The following is a 17,463-nucleotide window of genomic DNA, read 5'->3' as shown; positions in this document are numbered from 1 at the left end:
GTTACTTCGCATCGTAATTCACTCTCAGCCCGACAAAGACCGATCGCACAGGAGTGCCGTAGAACTGAATCTCTTCATACTTCTCATTGAAGATATTGTCGGCGCGCACGTACGTCTGCACACGATTCGTCACGTTATAGGTCGCGGATAAATTCCACACATCGAACGCACGCATTTTCTGTTGATTATTGACATCGTTGAAGCGTGACCCCACATAGCGGCCTTCGAGGTTCACCCTGACCGGATCGATCGGCTGATAACTGATGATCATGCTCCATTGATCGACCGGCATCCGAGGCGCACGATTGCCCGGTTCCTGCACCAGATTCCTGGTCAGCGTATTGGTATATTGAGCCTGAACATCCAAGCTCTTGATCAAGGGCATATCCCTCACTACCGCATATTTGACACTCGCCTCCCATCCCTTCGTGCTCACCAACCCTATATTCTGCGCACAATAATTGGCGAAGCCGAACGAACTTCCGCAGGCATCTGCGCTCTGTTGAGCCACAATCATGTCACGATAACGGCTCCAGAAATATCCTCCGCTCAGGGTCAGTCGATTGTCGAGCAGGTACTGGTCCACCCCGATATCCATACTCTGACTTCGCTCAGGCTTCAGATCTAACTTTCCAAAGTCTGGAAAGTACAATTGATTGACGGTCGGTGCGCGAAACCCGGTTGCATAACTGCTCCGGATCTTAGTCCCGGTCTCTTGATGGAGGTAACCGGCGGTCGTCCGGTACGTGGTAGCGCCACCGAAAACGTTGTACTCGTCATATCTCACGCCTGCCGTCCCAAAGACTCGCTCCCAGAGATTCAGTTGAGCTTGAACAAATCCGGCATTGCTGGAAACGATCTTGGTTGGGATATCGAGATTGTTTGTCAGAAGGTCTCGATTTTGCCCTTGCTGCTCACGGAACTGATATCCGGCACTGAGGAGTAAGGGCTTGGCAATCTGGATATTGTGTTGCCACTCAATGCGATTTGACAACGTGTTGATCTGCGATCGGTAGAGAAATGGAGTAGAGACAACCCCGGTTTGCAGATTACGCTGGGTGGTTCCAGAAAAAGACTCAGAGTCCTCCGTTTGGCGAGACACCGTGAGGACTTGGTTCCACCAAGTCGTGATCGGCTGCGTATAGGCAGCGCTATACACAAACTGCTGGCTGTTGGTGAATGCTCCCAGCGTATCGAATCCAGGAGAAAAACCGTTGTCGATGTTCGCCCTGCCTTGCAAGAGACGAAAATTGAAGTCGAGCCGTCCCTCGTGAGGAAGGGCCACACCCAGGCGTGCTGAGGTTTGCCAGTTGTGAAATCCATCTCGCTCCGAAGCCCCACGGCGATAGTTGACCGCAGAAAACCCCGTATAGTCCCAACGTGAGATCGCCGCGCTATAGTCCACAATTCCTGTTTTGCCGGACACTTGTCCGCCTTCTCGGATGGACGAGAACGATCCGTACTCGAAGAACGCGTTGGCCGAGGGAGCGCCGGTGCCCCTCTTAGTGGTGATGTTAATCACGCCGCCCATCGCATCCGCGCCCCACAACATGCTTTGGGCGCCACGGAGAATTTCAATACGTTCGATGTTGTCGGTTGTGAGATTCGCGAAATCAAAACTTCCCGTCGTGGCACTGTTCATGATGGCGCCATCAATCAACACCAGCACCTGATCGGAGTTGCTGCCTCGGATGCGCACACTTGTGCTCGTACCGGGTCCGCCGGTCGAGAACACCGTGAGTCCCTGACTGAGACGGAGGGCTTCCGACACCATCTTGATCTGCCGACGCTTCAGGTCTTCCTCAGTAATGATCTCGACTGCGCTGGTCAGTTGAGTGACAGGGATAGGTGTTTTTGTCGCGCTGACCACGACTTCCCGCGTCTCAATGGTATCTACTTGATCGGCGGATGCCACTTCGATGTCCGGAGAGGCATGAACGGGAGGGCTCAGGGCCAACAGGGGCAGCAGACAGCACCACACACGACTCAAACGAAGAAACCACATCATAACGATCTCCCTTGTGCTCGAAGGGTTGAGTCGAATCAACTGCGGAATGGGTCTCCTGACTTGCGGATCGTCGTGTTTCTGCGCCTTCCCATCTCACTGTGATGAGTGATGTGTGAAGAGTGATCGGTTCGGAATAGGCATCCCTATTCCCACCCATTACTCTTCACTGATCACTGTTCACCGTCTCCAGACAGTGGCTCGATGCAGAATTACTCCCCGCTTACAGTGGCGGCACCGTGATGGATTTGCACCATCTTCCCCGTCACCCGCGTCGCTTCTCCAAAACGCCCTTTCCTCAATGAAAAATAAACCGCCCCCCCTGGTTACGCACAGCCGGGCCGGGGACAGGACCCTGGCTGTCTTCTACTGTAGAACCACATTCATCGGCATCGTCACACGTGGCCTGCCCGTTTGAGGATGGGCGTCGACGACCACATCACAGCCATAGACCATCCGCAGTACATCAGGTCGAATGGTCTCCTCCGGCGAGCCGATACGGCACAGCCCGCCGTCCTTGAGCATCAAGACCCGATCGCAATACTGACTCGCGACATTCAGATCGTGCGACACCAACACCACCGTCAACCGTCGCTCTGTCTTGAGCCTCGCGATCAGCGAACAAATCTCGATCTGGTGATTGATATCGAGAAACGCCGTCGGCTCGTCAAGAAGGAGGATCTTCGGTTCTTGCGCAAGCGCGCGCGCGATCATGACACGTTGCCGTTCTCCGCCGGATAAGTCCGAGACCAATCGATCGGCCAGCGAGAGCACGTCGGTGTCAACCATCGATTGGTGCGCACAGGCAAGATCGTTCGCGGTTTCATCTCCGATTCCCAGACTCCACCAGCGAGTCGTCCGATGGGGGAACCGTCCCATCAAGACGGTCTCGGCCACAGTAAACGGGAATACCTGTACATATTCCTGCGGCACGACCGCGACCACACGGGCGATATCGGTTTGGTTCCGTGTCCGCAGGGAGAGGCCGCCCAACCGTACATCGCCTTCGCCTGCCGGCAAGAGGCCGGACAACACTTTCAAGAGCGAGGTCTTCCCGGACCCGTTGGGGCCCACGATGCCCAAAATCTCGCCGGTATCGACGTGGAAGGAGAGATGATCGAGGGTCCACATTCTCCCTCGCCCTTCCGACGTGCGGTATTGAAACGACAGTCCAAGAACCTCGATGGCAGGACGCTCCTCAGATAACCTGGAATGTGTGACGTCAATCTGGCGGGTCGTCATCTCACAACATCCGATCTTTTCGCCAGAGGAGAAGATAGAGGAAGAAGGGACCACCGGCGAGCGCCGTCACAATGCCCACCGGTATTTCCGCGGGAGACATAATCGTCCGGGCGATCGTATCGGCCAGGGAGAGAAACATGCCTCCGACTAACGCCGACGCGGGCAGCAACAGCCGATGGTCCGACCCGATGAGTAGACGCACCGCATGAGGAACCACCATCCCGACGAACCCGATCATGCCGCTCACCGACACAATCGCACCGGTCAGGAGTGCCGTGAGCACAAAGAGCTGTTTCTTCACCCCCTCGGTCTCTACGCCCAGTGAGCGAGCTGTTTCTTCGCCCAACGTGAGCACGTTGAGCGACTGGGCCTTGTGCATGAGGACCCCAAGAACCACCACGACGTACATCAAAAAGACGCCCAATGCCGGATACCCTGGCGCGGTCAGCGATCCCATCAGCCACGCCATCAGTCCCGCTGAACGGTTCGGCTCCATAATTGAGGTGATGAACATGATGAAGGCCGTCAGAATGGCATTCAAAATTACACCAGCCAGCAACAGGCTATGAACCGGCAATCGGCCTTTTGACTGCGCCAGCCGATAGATCAGCACCAGTGCCAACAGGCCTCCGGCAAATCCAAAAAGCGGGAGTACCGGCAGCAGCATGAAGGTGGAACCGATGCCAAACAGAATCGCCACCGAAACACCCAAAGCGGATCCGCTCGACACACCCAACACATAGGGATCGGCTAACGGATTTCTCAGCAGGGCTTGAAGCGTGACACCGACCGCCGCCAAACTGGCTCCCACAAGAAAACCCATGAGCACTCGCGGAAAACGAATCTGCACCATAATGATCTCGGACGTGGCCAGACCTGGAGAACCGGCCTCATCACCACGCATCAGGCGCGCGATCGCCGTCGCGACCGTTCCCATGCCGACCGACGTGGCGCCGAATTGTAGACAGAGCAGCAAGACGGCCAGGCTCGCCAGCAGCAGTCCACCGATCACCACCACCCATCGCTGGACGGTCAGCACCGCGCCGGCCTGCGCCCATGATGCCACGCTATCTGCCATACGCTGTGCTCGTTATCGTTCGGTTCGACTGCCCGGCCTGTTGTCCGGGTGTAAAATTGCGGCGAGCGATTCAAGACCCTGGGCGATGCGCGGACCAGGCCGGTTGAGCCAATCGGCAGAAATCTGGTGCAGCCTGCTGCGCTTCACCGCCGTCATCGTCGTCCACTGACGCCAGGTCTGCTGCTCGCTCTCTGAGATGCCTTCCGCTTTGCCGACAGGAAACACCAACACTTCTGGATCCTCTTGGAGCACAGATTCCATACTGAGCCGCGGATACGGCGTGCCGCTCTTGGCCGCAACATTGACGCCTCCGGCCATTCCAATCAGCTGATCGATGAAACTACCAGGCCCGACGGTGATCAGCGGCTGGCTGTTCAACACATAGAGCATCCGCACTGGAGCCATTCCCTGAACGCGCTGCTGGATCGTAGCCACCTGATGCCGAAGCTGCATGGCCACGGTATCGGCCTTCGCCGAATGTCCGACGATCCGTCCGAGCGTCTGAATGTGAACGAAAATCCCCTCGACGTTCTTGTCTGCCAAGATAAATACTGGGATCTTCAGCTGCTCAAGCTTGACGATAATATCGGGTTTAAGAAAATCGTGAGGCGCCACTACCAGATCAGGCTGGAGCGCCACCAACGTTTCCAAGTTCGGATTGGAGTAGCCGACTTTAGGCTTTGTCAGAGCTTCGGGTGGGTAATCGCAAAAGTCTGTGACGCCGACGAGCTGTGCCCCTGCCTCCATGGCAAACAACATTTCCGTGATGCTGGGCGCCAGCGAGACGATTCGGGCGGGAGGTTTGGCAAAATACATGCGGCGACCCGCATCATCCACATAGGCGCGCGCCGAGACGTTCGCCATAAACGGCATGCCGGTGAGGATACCCTGCTGTCGACGTGCCATGTCCGACGTCCCATCATCTGCATTCGCAAAAGCGACCATCGCCAGGACGAGTATTCCCATACTCGTCAATAGCCCAGCCCGCCATCGACTATGCCGTACAGAGGTGCGCAAATAAAAAATCCTCAAGGCCTGACAGACCCTGAGGATTGCTCCCGCAACTCATCCTCGCCAATTCCCCAGCCCACGAGGGAACGTCGGTCAACTATCCTGGGAGGTCTTCTGGCTTATGGTTCATCCTACTCCCCGTACCTTCCCATCCGCCGAAGCGAACAGTGGCATTCACGGGTTTCGTCCCCATTTACAGCGGCGGGACCGCGAGGGACTTGCACCCTCTTCCCTGACCAGGAGTCACAATGTGGAGGGCACTCTAGGAGACAAGGAAGAAGGTTGTCAAGTTCATTAATGTCCGTTCGACAGGCCCCTCGTCATCGTCTGACCTCTCGCCAATCCGAAGTCTCTGACAAAGAGAGCAAAAGACCGGGCTTTCCCAGGCCATTTTCCGGCATAGCCCTTGCTCACCTCTGTCCTGCATGACCATCCCAAGTGACATCTCGGCTCCGGTTACTGACCGGCCCAACATACAGCTTCTACTTACGTATCTATGAAACACCTGATCATTGGCGCGCTCATCCTCTGGGCCTTCTTCCAGATTTCAGGCCTGATCTGGTCGTCAAAAGGGCAACCGCCCAGCCCCGCGTTCATTCGCCTCCTGGAACCGCCGCAACAGCGTCTCGTCGATCCCTATGAAAATGGTTATTTCTATTTGCTCGGTTTTGCCTCAGCTGCGACGCTCGACCCCGCCAAGACGGGGCATGACATATGGACTGAAAACAACGGCACTCCGTGCAGCAACGACTTCAACTACGACAAGCCTGGACGTGCGGAACTGCAGATTCAACTCCCTGTCGAGCAGATCCTTCCTGCCTGGAACGCCGAGAGCCCGATGAGTGAGTTCCGGAATATGCAGGCATGGTTCCACCAGATGACCGGTCGCGACCGGACCTTTCTGACACGATATGAGCGATGGCTCTCGATGCCGTTCGAAGACATGGGATTCGCGCGCTGCGGCACGCCTCGCTTTGCTGAAATGTTTCTCGCCCATCGCCTCTATATCGCCGATGGATTTTCCCGCCAGACAGTCCTGGGCATGCATCGGATGACGCAAGACCTTCGTATGTGGCGACATGTCCTTCGAGATGCCACCACCATCGCGACCAAAGTCATGGCGCAAATCGTCATCACCGACGATCTCCACCTGCTCTCGACCTTATTGTCGCAAGCAACCGTCGACAAAACCGTCCTGGCGATGACTCCCAACATCGCGCCCCCGCTGACGGCAACCGAATCGTCGCTCCGCTGGCCGCTACAACATCAATTTACACTTGGCGTCCAGGCCGATCGCACAGGCACATTCATCGCGAAACGGCCATCCGAATCTCTCCTGACACCCCAACAGTGGCTGGCAGGCGCAGCCCGTCTGCCCGAACAGGCCTTTGATCGAATCGCACATCCGCTGCGCCGTTCGTTGGTCGGCATCCCGTTACACACGCGAGAGACCTGGGAAATGTACGCGACCTACTACGATGCCATCATCCATGCGACAGAAGCCGGACAGACGACCTTACCCACATTCCGAGAGCTGTTCGGAACCACACGCCACGGCATGACGGAACGCCTCATCGACACCGCTCCATTCGAGCCTGACTGGGCCCCCTTCCACTATCAGCTGAAGGAGACCGATGCCAGGCTGAGGCTCGCCTCATTGCAGGTCGTCTTGCGGCGCCCAAGCGCACAAACTACCGTGCCGAATCGACTCGCGGAAGTCGGCTCGTCCTATTACGACCCATTTAGCGGATTACCAATGTTGTGGAGCCCGACGCAGCAGAAGATCTATAGCGTGGGTAAAGACCGGTTCGACGATGGTGGCGATACGAGTTTCGACGTCAGTGTTCCGGCTGTGGTCACCCTCGCACCTACAACCAAGGAATCGCACGCCGTTGTTCCCGCCAGAAAAACTAACCGCCGTTAGTCCGAAAGTGAATCTTGAGCACCAATATCGCCCCCGTCAGTATCAGCGTCACCGCATTGGTCAAAATAATCGGCCAGGACTGAAGCACCAGCCCATAGAGAAACCAGAGGCAGACACCTGCCGTAAAGATCGCCAACATCCCCAGCGAGACATCGCCGGCGGACTTTGAGGTCCAGGTCTTCTGCAGCTGGGGCCAGAAGGCGCAGGTCGTCAGCGTTCCTGCCGCAAAACCCAACAGATCGATTCCCGTCATCATGCCCTCTCCATTCGCAACCCAGACATTCCCGAAGCACCACCCATGTTCTCCTCCAACCTGCTTGTCAAGACCGATAGCCCTGTGGTACATTCGCCCGTTCGCAATATTGTCTTGATTCGACCAGATGAAGGAGTGTACCCGTGGCATTTACATGCGACCTCTGCGCCAAACGACGCCAATCCGGCAATAACATCAGTCACGCCAATAACAAGACCAAGCGGGTCTTCAAGCCCAATCTCCAGCCAGTCCGGGCCTTGATCGACGGTCAACCAAAGCGCCTTCGAGTCTGCACTCGCTGCCTTCGCAGCGGCAAAGTCATTAAAGCCGTATAGCTGGCCAGGTCGAAAACCGAGGTCCGACATTCAGGGTTTAAAGTTAAGAAAACCCAGAACGTCGGACCTCGAATCGCCATTCATCTGCCTGCCGCTCGTCTCGCTCATTGCACGGGTCCGCGGAGCTCCCCCTCCAGCCTCCTATGGGGCCGACCAGATCACGCGGCCGCTCTGATCGGACAGCTTCACGGCAAACTGATCGTCGGGCGACAGGGCCAACGTCCGATTCCCGTCACGGCTCATCAGCACCAAGCCGACCTCGCCGTTCTTATCAAGTCCCAATCCAGCTCGTGCCTTTCCAGTCTGATCCAGCAGGAGAAACTCTTCCGCATTGACCCCATTCGCCTTCTGCGCCTTCGCAGATATCGGCGCCATCCACCAACCGCTGACGGCGCCGCCGACCATGCTACCGACGAACGTCACGACGATTAACAATACAAATTGGCCTCGGCTCACAGTGCCTCCTCGTTGATATCGCACAGGGCTATCGCCCATGCTGCTGTCTGACTTCGATTTCCCGCAAAGACTGTGTGTACGGCGCGCACATTTCTTTCGCCTTAGGAGGCTCATCTTGATACTTGGCCAAACAGAGTCGATAGGCCTTCAGCAGCTCCGCTCGCTCATCCTGCAAATCCGCCGTCGATTTGAGCACCCGATATTCTTCATAGTAATGGCAGCCGGTGACGGTGAAGACACACCAGACCAGTAATCCAAGCATGACCGGCTGTTTCATCAGTCCACCTTTGTGTAGATACAACAAAGGACTTGGAAGCGCATGCCTCTCAAGTCCTCCATCTCTTCCGTAAGACGCGTCACGCCTCACGTTTCAGTATTTATGTTGGAGCGGGCGAGGGGATTTGAACCCCTGACAACTTGCTTGGGAAGCAAGGACTCTACCACTGAGCTACGCCCGCTCACTGCACCGAATCCTACCTGGGCCTCTAGGCCAAGTCAAGAAACTCCTTGTGTTACCCCTTCAATTCAACCAATGCAAACTTTCGACGACCAACCTTCAGTCGATATGTTTTCCCCGTCACGATCGACAAGACGGCATTCGCATCGCTCTGCTTCGCTTCATCGACCTCTAACCCGCCCTGGATGATCAGCCGCCTGGCTTCGCTTTTACTCGGAACCAACCCTGTCTTGGCGACCAGATCGACCAGGCCGATGGTCTGGCCCTCGCGCAAATCGTCCAGGGTCAGGGTCAAGCGCACGTCAGGCTCTGCGGGAAACTCTCGCTCTGAAAATTTCTGTTGAAAGGCCAACCTTGCTTGTTGGCCAGCCTCTGTTCCGTGATACCGGGCCACGATCATCGCTGCGAGTGCCTGCTTCGCCTCCATCGGATGCGCGGCCTTCACGCCGGCCAAGTCTTCCGTGGTGAGTAGCTCGTAGTACCGAAGCATCAATGCATCGCTGACAGACATGAGCTTGCCGAACATGTCGTTCGGTGCATCTTCCAACGCAATGTAGTTCCCCTGGCTCTTACTCATTTTCTTGATGCCGTCCGTGCCTTCGAGCAGCGGCATCGTGATGACCACTTGCGGTTCCTGCCCATAATCTCGCTGCAATTCTCGCCCCATCAGCAGATTGAATTTCTGATCGGTACCGCCCAACTCGATATCGGACTTGAGCGCCACGGAATCGTAGCCCTGCACGAGGGGATACATGAACTCATGGATACTGATCGGCTTCTGCTCGTGATAGCGCTTGTGAAAATCGTCCCGCTCCAGCATCCGCGCCACGCTGCTATGCGCACTCAGGTGGATCAACCCTTCCGCGGTCATCGTACCCATCCACCGGCTGTTAAATTCCACCAGCGTCTTGGCCGGGTCGAGAATCTTGAAGATCTGCCGCTCGTAGGTCTTCGCATTCTCCAAGACTTTCTCTTTCGACAACGCGACCCTTGTATCGGATTGGCCGGTCGGATCGCCGATCATCCCGGTGAAGTCGCCGATCAAGAAGATCACGTGATGCCCCAGCTCCTGAAAATGTTTGAGCTTGTGGATCAAGACCGTATGGCCCAAGTGCAGGTCCGGCGCGGTCGGATCGAAGCCGGCTTTCACACGGAGCGGACGGTTCTCTTTCAAGGAACGTGTCAGCTTCGATTCAAGTTCGGCCCGTTGAATGACCTCCACCACTCCGCGGAGGATCAGATCGAGTTGACGGGAGAGTTCACTCATGTCGCTTTCTTCCCTCTGTCCAGAGATGAGGCCTCGGGCGTCACCGTGACCAACGGACGAATCCGCTCAAACTTCTTTTTTCCAATTCCTTTGACGGCACGCAATTCGTCGAGCGAGTGAAAGGCTCCCACCGATTGCCGATGCGCCATGATCCGCTCAGCCAACTTGGGCCCGATCCCAGGTAACCCATCAAAATCCTGTTTCGTCGCACGGTTCAGATCGAGGAGTCCCTTTTGAGACCGTTTCGGCGCGGGAATCATGCCAGGAGGATCTGGGGTCAAGGTCGCAGGGGCTAGACTCACCGCAGCAACTGGCCCATGGTTGAGCGTATCGGCAGACGACGTCCCTTCGAACGATTTCGCGGCAAGATCATGGTCCCGATCGAATGAGGTCGGCAGGGTCCAGCCGATCCAGAACACGACGGCCATCGTCGCGGCGAACATCCCGAGCTTGATAAGAAAGGATTGCATCATGACGGCATCCGCTTTCGCGCCTGATGAATCGCCTTCCCTTCGACATCTTCAGCTGCTTCCATCAAGCCCTCGGATAACGTGGGATGGGCATGGATCATCTCGGCCATCTGCGTCACCGTCGCACCAACTTGCATCGCCAAGGCCGCTTCATGCACCAGGTCGGCGGCATGGGCCCCAAGGATATGCACGCCGAGAATCTTGCCGCTCGACGCCTCGACAATGAGCTTGAACAGGCCAGTCGTATCCCCTGTCGCTTGCGCCTTCCCCAACCCGGCGTAGCGAAATCGACCGATCTTCACCGCCTCGTCAGGATTCTGTCCAGCAGCCTGGGCTCGTTCGCGAGCCTGCTGCTCCGTGATACCTACGCGACCGATCTCCGGCAGGGTAAAAATTCCGGCAGGAATCACGTCATAGCGAACCGTTGTCTCATGCCCCATGATATTTTCGACTGCGACTTTCCCTTGAGCCGACGCGACGTGCGCCAACATCACTTTGCCGACCACGTCACCAATCGCATAGATCCCAGGCACCGTCGTTTCCATCCGGTCGTTCACGAGGATCTCTCCCCGCCGTCCCACCTGCACTCCGACCTGCTCCAGTCCAATGCCTTTGCTATTGAATCCTCGCCCCACTGATACCAACAACTTCTCCGCCACAACCTGCGAGCCGTCTTTCAAATGGGCGGTGACAGTCAACGGTGACCGTTCCAATTTCTCTACCGTGGTTCCGGTCTCGACCGTGACCCCGCGCTTCTTCAACTCTCGCTCCATCGTCGAGGAGATATCCTCATCTTCCAGAGATAAGACCCGTGGCATCAATTCCACGATCGTGACCGCAGTTCCAAGGCCGCTATAGAGTGCCGCAAACTCACAGCCTTCGACACCAGCCCCGACGATCAGCAAACTCGCAGGAATACACTCAAGATCCAGGAGATGTTGGCTCGTGAGCAACTGCTGTCCATCGATGGGGAACTGCGGCAGATTCGGCCAGGATGATCCGGTGGCAATCACAATCGCATCAGCCTGGATGTCCCGCGTCGCGCCATCGGCTGCAGTCACTGTAACTGTCTGCCCGTCGCGGATTGAACCGGTCCCCTGCACCTGCTCGATATTCCAGGCCTTGAAGAGGGTGGCAATGCCCTTCACGAGCGTCGCCACCACCTTATTCTTTCGGACGACCATCTTCGCAAGATCGTACGAGACCGGACCTTGAACGAGCAGGCCCATGTCTGCTGATTTTTTGACTTTGTCGCCGAGCTCGACGACCGAGAGGAGGGCCTTGCTGGGAATGCAGCCCCAATTCAAGCAGACGCCGCCGAGCGCGTGGGATTCGATGACCGTGACGCGGGCGCCCAGCTGGGCTGCGCGAATCGCCGCGACATACCCGCCAGGTCCGGCACCGATAATGACGATGTGCTTAGACATGAAAACGAATCAATGTTTTTGCGTAGAGAGAAAGGCCTCGTACTGGGCTGCCGTCATCAGTCCCTCAACTTCGCCCGCATTGGAGAGATCGATCACCACCATCCAACCCTTGCCATAGGGATCGGAGTTCACGGCTTCCGGGTGATCCTTCAAGTCGGCATTGATCTTGGCAATCGTGCCGCTCACAGGTATGTAGATCGTGGAAGTCGTCTTGGTCGATTCCACCTCGCCGATCTGCTGACCCGCCTTCACGACGGCGCCGACCTTCGGCATATCGATGAACACGATGTCGCCCAACGCATCCTGGGCAAAATGACTGATGCCGACCGTGGCCTGCGTGCCGCTCACGCGCACCCATTCATGTTCTTGGTGGTACCGGAGGTCTTTCGGAATCATGCGCGCTCCTTTAGCAGGATGTTGAAACAGCCCACCAGCGTCGTTCTCGGCCTTGCTGGTTGGCCTGTGTGAGCATCCTGAAGTTATTCTAGCCCCAACACCATCACGGAAGACTCGGCCGTTTCTCTCTATGAGCCGGGTTTTCCCGCAGCCTACTCAAACATGTCTCACGGAGGACTCGGGCAACGTGATCGCCCCTGGCCCTCCTGTCGCTTCATACCTTTGGCCGCGACCTATAGAATTTCGTCGCGGAATCGTAGTGGTCCTGCGCCTCTTTTGTCAAGGAATCGCCGGTCCATTCATCAGTAGCAGATGAGGTCCAGCCTGCCCAACGGTTGCCGCAATGGAGGCTTGCACCGCTGCGACCAACGAGGCCGGGTCCGAAGCACCCAGGGCCATACCCATCCAGAGTTGCCGTTCACCTCCAGACGTCAGCGCCAATCGTTGTCGCACCCGCTCCATCCCGGCCCCTGGCTCATTCGATCGCTCAGGCGAAACCGGCTCCGGCTGGACGATGATATCTAACCCTCGTTGCTTGGCCTCGAGCAGATCTTCTCCATAGTCCGTCAATGCCTCTGCCGGAGAGAACACCGCCTCCTCATGCACAGCCACCGCCGTCACAAACCCCGGTCTCGTCTGACGCAACTGCCTGGTCAGTTGCGCAAGAAACCCGAGATAGGTCCTCGTCTTCCACCCGGCCCAGCGCCAGGCGTCCGGCGAGACCGGTTGGTCACGGCTATCAAGAGAAGAGCCAACCATCCCTTCGAACATCCGTCGCGACATCGGGCTCCATTCTTCGGCGAACCCCCGGGCCCTCCTCGCCCCCACCACCAGCCCATCGATGTCGGTGCGCAACAAGTCCTGCGCCACGTCCCCGACGGCACGCTGATAATCGGGCTGGAGGATATCGACAGAACCGGCCTGCTGGCCCATGTCGTTGGTTATGACCGTACGCCACTCAGGACTCACCGCCATCCATCCAGGCTCATGGAGATCGAGCGACGCCAAGACCGCCATCCCCTTGGCATGGGCGATCGGCACGATCGTCTTGAACCGATCCGCGACAACCGGAGCCTTAGTCGTTTGACCAGATACCCCCATCAAACTTGCCACCCCTGCTTCGAGAATCAACGATGTCACACCGGCGTCGGCCAGCTGCGCAATCCAGAGCCCGGCATCGGGCGTCGTGAACCAGCCCAGGTCCGGCAACCAAAGCGCAACCTGCCGCCGTTCCAATAAAGAGGTCGAGCCGAAACTCCGGCGAAAGGTGTCGAGACGATTGAGCGCATGAAAGGCATAGGTGCCGGTGAGCGGAACAGATGGCGGCGCCGCCCCAACCACCGTGCGATAGACCGACAGCGCAGCCGGGAGATCCCCCCGCGCTTCATGGGAACGTGCGAGCCACCAGCGCGCTTCACTCAACCTGGGAGAGCTGGGATTGGAGTCGACGAATCGTTGGAAGCGCATAGCGGCCAGCGGATACCGCTCTTGCACATAGGCCCGATAGGCGGACTCAAGAAGCTTGGCCTGAGCGTCCAATGCCGGATCGGCACCGGACGCAACAGACGGCGATGAAGCGGGAAACTGGTGCGCCAGACCGGCGCACCCGGAAAGAACCATGAGCAGAACGCCCACAATCCATCTCACAACATCCGGCCAATGATGGACCGAAAATCGCACAACCATTTATTCCCAACAGGAGAACACTCCGACAGGAAGCTCAAAATGGCCGTCCAGCAAGGCTGCAGGCGAGCCGAAACCGGAGGCGTACCCTCAGGGGTACGTTGAGGATTTCGATGAGCCGAGAACGAAGCTGGCGGCCGTTTTCAGCTTCCTGCTAGCCGACAATGTCGGTTTGGGGGAAGAAATACGACACCTCAAACTTGGCGGTTTCCGGCGAATCGGATCCATGCACCGCATTGAATTCAATGTTCGCGCCATGCGCCTTGCGGATCGTGCCGGCCTCGGCCTTGGCTGGATCGGTCGCACCCATCAAGTCACGGTTCTTCTTGATCGCATTGTCACCTTGCAGGACCAGCACCACGACCGGGCCCGACGCCATGAACGTGCAGAGGCTGTCGAAAAACGGGCGGGCCTTATGCACGGCATAAAACCCCTCGGCAGTTGCTTTGGAAAACTGCATCATGCGGATAGCCACTGGCGTCAGACCGGCCTTTTCATAGCTGGCAACAATGTCGCCAATCGCATGCTTCTTGACCGCATCAGGCTTGATAATCGCTAATGTTCGTTCACTCATGGGATCTACGGTTCCTCCAGACAGTTAAAGGATAGATTGAACAGCACTCGCGCATTATAAGTGGCTGATAATGGGCTTGCAAGGGTCGGATAGGCGGTACGGCGCTCCGCATCGATCAGAGAGGGCAAGATCCTTTGACCCGCCCAGAGGAGCTTGCTATCATGACCAGGTCGCATGGCTTGAGCCAAGCAGCCAGAATCTGGAGGGTCATCAATGCGCTACGAACGAATCAGCATCGATCCGCATACCTGTAGCGGCAAGCCCTGTATCCGAGGGACTCGGATCATGGTCATGAACATCCTCGGGCTCATCGCCGCTGGCTATACACACGAACAGATTCTTCACACCTACCCGGAGCTGGCGCGCGAGGATATTGTAGCCGCTCTGGACTACGTCAGCCAGGTCATCGACGAAGACAAAGTGATTCCCCGTGCCTGAGGCCCTCATCATTCTGCTGGATCAAAACATCCCCCGCGCAATTGCCTACTGGCTTCGCGCTCGACGTGCACAGTGGACCATCTACCATACCTCAGACGTCGAACTCTCCGGACGCTCCGACGAGGACATATTCGCCTGGGCACAGCAGCGGCAGGCCATGATTCTGACATTCGATGAGGATTTCGCAGACCAACGGTCATTCCCAATTGGTTCCCACGCAGGCATCATCCGGTTACGGGTATGGCCGACGAGTATCGAAGAAACCCAACATGCGCTCGACCGCCTTCTCGAGACAGTTTCCGATACGGAGTTAGCACGGGCACTCGTCATCATCGATCGTGAAACGATTAGAATTCGGCGCGGCCAATAATCTCCGCCACCTGCCATTGAACCACTTCGCAACATCTGGCACCTGTTATCGTAGCTGTAAGTCTCCGTCTTGAACAGCAGATCTTTGCGCGTGCTCACCCGATTCATACTCGAATAGGTATAGACCGTCTGCTGACTCTTGGCATCGGTGACAGTCAAGAGATTATTGTTGGCATCGTAGGTAAAGGCGATACTCCTGTTGATAAGGTCGGTCAGTTGCGTAATACGATCCAAGGCGTCCGGCGTGTAGGGGGTCTTCTGCCCGAGCGGATTGGTGAGGTCCGCAATCACCCAGTTTGTAGGTGAATACGGTGCAATGAATTATTTTTGAAACTGTGGGGAACCCTCCGGCTCAATGAGAGCAATAACACTGCCGGAGTCAGCATCAACAAATACCATCGCGTTTGGATGGAAGGCCTTCTCGCCGGGCGCAAGGGTCAGCTTGTAGACAACGGCCCATACGCGCTATCCCTCAATCATTGATTCCATTTGCGCCAACCAAGGCCCAAAATCTGTATCCTCTAGGCCGAGTCGCCTCTCTCTTATAGAGCGCTCCTGCCACCAGGATTTGATGTCTTGCCACCTTTGGAGATCCTTTTCGACATAGAAGGTCCATCGGGATGGCGTGACGCCGTATTTGGCTATGGCCTTATGGGCAGACTCAATGGCGATCTGTTCTGAGATCTCGGCTATAGCACAAACCGGCGCCGCTAAGGCACACGAGAGAACTGCCACTGCCGTGGCCAACCAAGTCAACTTTGCCATGGTGCGCTCCTCCTAAAGTAGCCGCAGGCTTACCTGAAGCTGACAGGCATCTCTGTTTCAAGAGCAAAATCCCACCGTACTATCCCCTTGCATTCCGGTAGGAATAAATAGTTTCGTATCCCCTGATCTATATCGCTACGGTCTTTATCGAACCTTCCACTCGAACGATGCGAGTGGAACACGGACGTTGGTTTTCCTCTCGTACTATGTGGCGGAGTGGGAGGATTCACGTGCCCCAATGTACCAGGCACGTCAGAGTTCGGTGGTCCACTGGCGAACGTATACGAGTACGCTCCGTTGGGCATGACGTATATATACCCACCATGTTCTACATCGGTCCCAGACGTACATGCATAATCGAAGGCATCTTTCAAGGCGTCATTCTCACAATTGAATGGGGCACCTGGTCTAAGACCTGTAGAGTCAACCCGTCGTGTTGGGTTGTTTCGCACATATCCGTAAAGATTGAAGTCTCCTCCCGCAAACCCAATCGGGTCTTCGCTGATAAACCGCTGCAGCCTCGGATGATAGTACCGTGCCCGATAGTAGTCCAACCCCGTCTCATCATCTTCTCGTCCCGTGTATTTGTAGCTGCTCGTACTCGCGAGGCCGGTCTGGGTCGCATGGCCGAAGGGCTCATAGGTGTACTGGGTCTGCAAGCTTCCCGTGCTGTCTCCCAATGCAACGGTTGAGCCTAGGGCGTCGGGGAGAAGCGCTCGACTCCCAACCCCATCAGTTCGGACAAAAAACTCATCGATGCCGAGGCCGGTCAGCAGATTGGCCGTGACCGTCGCTCCCGCCTTTTCCTGTACCGGATTGAGCCCATCGTAGACAAAATTCGTCGTGACTCCCTGGATAGTTTTGCCGGTGCGTCGGCCGAAAGAATCGTAGGTAAAGGAGGCGGCGAAGCCGGTCGCTAAAATGCCAGTCAGTTTATTCCGGGCATTCCAGCTATAGGTCGCGGTGGTCAAGGGATCGACTACGCTCGTTAGGTCGCCATTGAAATCGTAGGAAAACGTGTGTCCTTAATCTCGCGATGGGCAACGCTAAAGGCGGTCGGCAGACATCCTTTGACGATAGCTGAACGTATCGCGGCCATGACGATCAAACAGAAAATCATTCAGTGTGGACTATCTCAGAGGGAACTACTGAAACTGTGCGGCGAGGTTGGCGGGCTTGAAGACGCCCCCTTCTATGATCATGCCGATAGTCAGCTCCGCCGAGATGATGTCGAAGGATGGCGGAACCAGAAATAGCAAGGGGATTGCCCTGGTCGTCAACGACTGGAGCAATCCCCTGTACTGCAATCTCAA

19 protein-coding genes, 1 tRNA gene and 2 riboswitches are annotated in these 17,463 nt (G+C 56.6%); of the genes, 4 read left to right on the top strand and 16 right to left on the bottom strand.

Annotation, left to right across the window (positions count from 1 at the left end):
• Position 1: 1 nt before the first annotated feature.
• From Q8N00_17905 to Q8N00_17890, 4 genes are all read right to left on the bottom strand, one after another.
• Positions 2 to 2,008: a TonB-dependent receptor gene (locus Q8N00_17905; GenBank protein MDP2384660.1), complete on the bottom strand. Its 2,007-nt coding sequence runs from the start codon at positions 2,006 to 2,008 to the stop codon at positions 2 to 4.
• Positions 2,009 to 2,036: 28 nt separating this feature from the next.
• Positions 2,037 to 2,318: riboswitch (cobalamin riboswitch) on the bottom strand.
• A 53-nt stretch (positions 2,319 to 2,371) separates the two neighbouring features.
• Complete coding sequence (locus Q8N00_17900; GenBank protein MDP2384659.1) at positions 2,372 to 3,247, bottom strand: ABC transporter ATP-binding protein; 876 nt, start codon at positions 3,245 to 3,247, stop codon at positions 2,372 to 2,374.
• A 1-nt stretch (position 3,248) separates the two neighbouring features.
• Positions 3,249 to 4,325, bottom strand: coding sequence for an iron ABC transporter permease (locus tag Q8N00_17895; protein MDP2384658.1), 1,077 nt, complete (start codon positions 4,323 to 4,325; stop codon positions 3,249 to 3,251).
• 12 nt (positions 4,326 to 4,337) lie between these two features.
• The gene (locus Q8N00_17890) at positions 4,338 to 5,231 is read right to left on the bottom strand and encodes a cobalamin-binding protein (protein MDP2384657.1); all 894 of its coding nucleotides are present in this window, start codon (positions 5,229 to 5,231) and stop codon (positions 4,338 to 4,340) included.
• Positions 5,232 to 5,422: 191 nt separating this feature from the next.
• Positions 5,423 to 5,618, bottom strand: a riboswitch (cobalamin riboswitch).
• Between the two features lie 214 nt (positions 5,619 to 5,832).
• On the opposite strand from Q8N00_17890, the gene Q8N00_17885 reads away from it, so the two are divergent.
• Positions 5,833 to 7,260, top strand: a complete 1,428-nt coding sequence (locus Q8N00_17885; GenBank protein ID MDP2384656.1) for a hypothetical protein — start codon at positions 5,833 to 5,835, stop codon at positions 7,258 to 7,260.
• On the opposite strand, the gene Q8N00_17880 is transcribed toward Q8N00_17885, so the two are convergent.
• Positions 7,247 to 7,513 (bottom strand): SemiSWEET transporter, encoded by a 267-nt coding sequence (locus Q8N00_17880; GenBank protein MDP2384655.1) that lies wholly within the window; start codon positions 7,511 to 7,513, stop codon positions 7,247 to 7,249. The two genes, Q8N00_17885 and Q8N00_17880, sit on opposite strands and share 14 nt — an antisense overlap.
• A 143-nt stretch (positions 7,514 to 7,656) precedes the next feature.
• Here Q8N00_17880 and rpmB point away from each other — a divergent pair, with 143 nt between their 5' ends.
• On the top strand, positions 7,657 to 7,848 hold the full coding sequence (gene rpmB / locus Q8N00_17875) for a 50S ribosomal protein L28 (protein MDP2384654.1): 192 nt from the start codon (positions 7,657 to 7,659) through the stop codon (positions 7,846 to 7,848).
• Positions 7,849 to 7,989: 141 nt separating this feature from the next.
• On the opposite strand, the gene Q8N00_17870 is transcribed toward rpmB, so the two are convergent.
• The 9 genes from Q8N00_17870 to ndk all read right to left on the bottom strand — a co-directional run bounded on the left by Q8N00_17870 (position 7,990) and on the right by ndk (position 14,578).
• Positions 7,990 to 8,304, bottom strand: coding sequence for a hypothetical protein (locus Q8N00_17870; protein MDP2384653.1), 315 nt, complete (start codon positions 8,302 to 8,304; stop codon positions 7,990 to 7,992).
• Between the two features lie 28 nt (positions 8,305 to 8,332).
• Positions 8,333 to 8,581 carry a hypothetical protein gene (locus Q8N00_17865; protein MDP2384652.1) on the bottom strand — a complete coding sequence of 83 codons (249 nt, stop codon included), beginning with the start codon at positions 8,579 to 8,581 and terminating at the stop codon, positions 8,333 to 8,335.
• Positions 8,582 to 8,687: 106 nt separating this feature from the next.
• Positions 8,688 to 8,762 (bottom strand) — tRNA-Gly (locus tag Q8N00_17860).
• Between the two features lie 54 nt (positions 8,763 to 8,816).
• Positions 8,817 to 10,028, bottom strand: coding sequence for a tyrosine--tRNA ligase (gene tyrS, locus Q8N00_17855; protein MDP2384651.1), 1,212 nt, complete (start codon positions 10,026 to 10,028; stop codon positions 8,817 to 8,819).
• The gene (locus Q8N00_17850) at positions 10,025 to 10,501 is read right to left on the bottom strand and encodes a helix-hairpin-helix domain-containing protein (protein MDP2384650.1); all 477 of its coding nucleotides are present in this window, start codon (positions 10,499 to 10,501) and stop codon (positions 10,025 to 10,027) included. Before Q8N00_17850 ends, tyrS begins: the two co-directional genes overlap by 4 nt.
• Entirely contained in the window at positions 10,498 to 11,925 is a 1,428-nt protein-coding gene (gene lpdA, locus Q8N00_17845) for a dihydrolipoyl dehydrogenase (protein MDP2384649.1), read from the bottom strand. Before lpdA ends, Q8N00_17850 begins: the two co-directional genes overlap by 4 nt.
• 9 nt (positions 11,926 to 11,934) lie before the next feature.
• The gene (gene gcvH, locus Q8N00_17840) at positions 11,935 to 12,321 is read right to left on the bottom strand and encodes a glycine cleavage system protein GcvH (protein ID MDP2384648.1); all 387 of its coding nucleotides are present in this window, start codon (positions 12,319 to 12,321) and stop codon (positions 11,935 to 11,937) included.
• 279 nt (positions 12,322 to 12,600) lie between these two features.
• The gene (locus Q8N00_17835) at positions 12,601 to 14,007 is read right to left on the bottom strand and encodes a tetratricopeptide repeat protein (GenBank protein MDP2384647.1); all 1,407 of its coding nucleotides are present in this window, start codon (positions 14,005 to 14,007) and stop codon (positions 12,601 to 12,603) included.
• A 151-nt stretch (positions 14,008 to 14,158) separates the two neighbouring features.
• A complete protein-coding gene (gene ndk, locus Q8N00_17830) occupies positions 14,159 to 14,578 on the bottom strand; it encodes a nucleoside-diphosphate kinase (protein MDP2384646.1) in 420 nt (139 codons plus the stop codon).
• Positions 14,579 to 14,791: 213 nt separating this feature from the next.
• On the opposite strand from ndk, the gene Q8N00_17825 reads away from it, so the two are divergent.
• Together Q8N00_17825 and Q8N00_17820 are read left to right on the top strand one after the other, a co-directional pair.
• Positions 14,792 to 15,016, top strand: coding sequence for a DUF433 domain-containing protein (locus Q8N00_17825; protein ID MDP2384645.1), 225 nt, complete (start codon positions 14,792 to 14,794; stop codon positions 15,014 to 15,016).
• Positions 15,009 to 15,386: a DUF5615 family PIN-like protein gene (locus Q8N00_17820; protein ID MDP2384644.1), complete on the top strand. Its 378-nt coding sequence runs from the start codon at positions 15,009 to 15,011 to the stop codon at positions 15,384 to 15,386. Before Q8N00_17825 ends, Q8N00_17820 begins: the two co-directional genes overlap by 8 nt.
• A gap of 793 nt (positions 15,387 to 16,179) precedes the next feature.
• On the opposite strand, the gene Q8N00_17815 is transcribed toward Q8N00_17820, so the two are convergent.
• Together Q8N00_17815 and Q8N00_17810 are read right to left on the bottom strand one after the other, a co-directional pair.
• On the bottom strand, positions 16,180 to 17,121 hold the full coding sequence (locus Q8N00_17815) for an RHS repeat-associated core domain-containing protein (protein ID MDP2384643.1): 942 nt from the start codon (positions 17,119 to 17,121) through the stop codon (positions 16,180 to 16,182).
• Between the two features lie 174 nt (positions 17,122 to 17,295).
• Entirely contained in the window at positions 17,296 to 17,463 is a 168-nt protein-coding gene (locus Q8N00_17810) for a hypothetical protein (GenBank protein MDP2384642.1), read from the bottom strand.

The organism is Nitrospirota bacterium (assembly GCA_030684575.1).
Lineage (GTDB): Bacteria > Nitrospirota > Nitrospiria > Nitrospirales > Nitrospiraceae > Palsa-1315.
The sequence above is the reverse complement of the archived record's forward strand: the minus strand, read 5'-3'. Positions and strand labels throughout refer to the sequence as shown.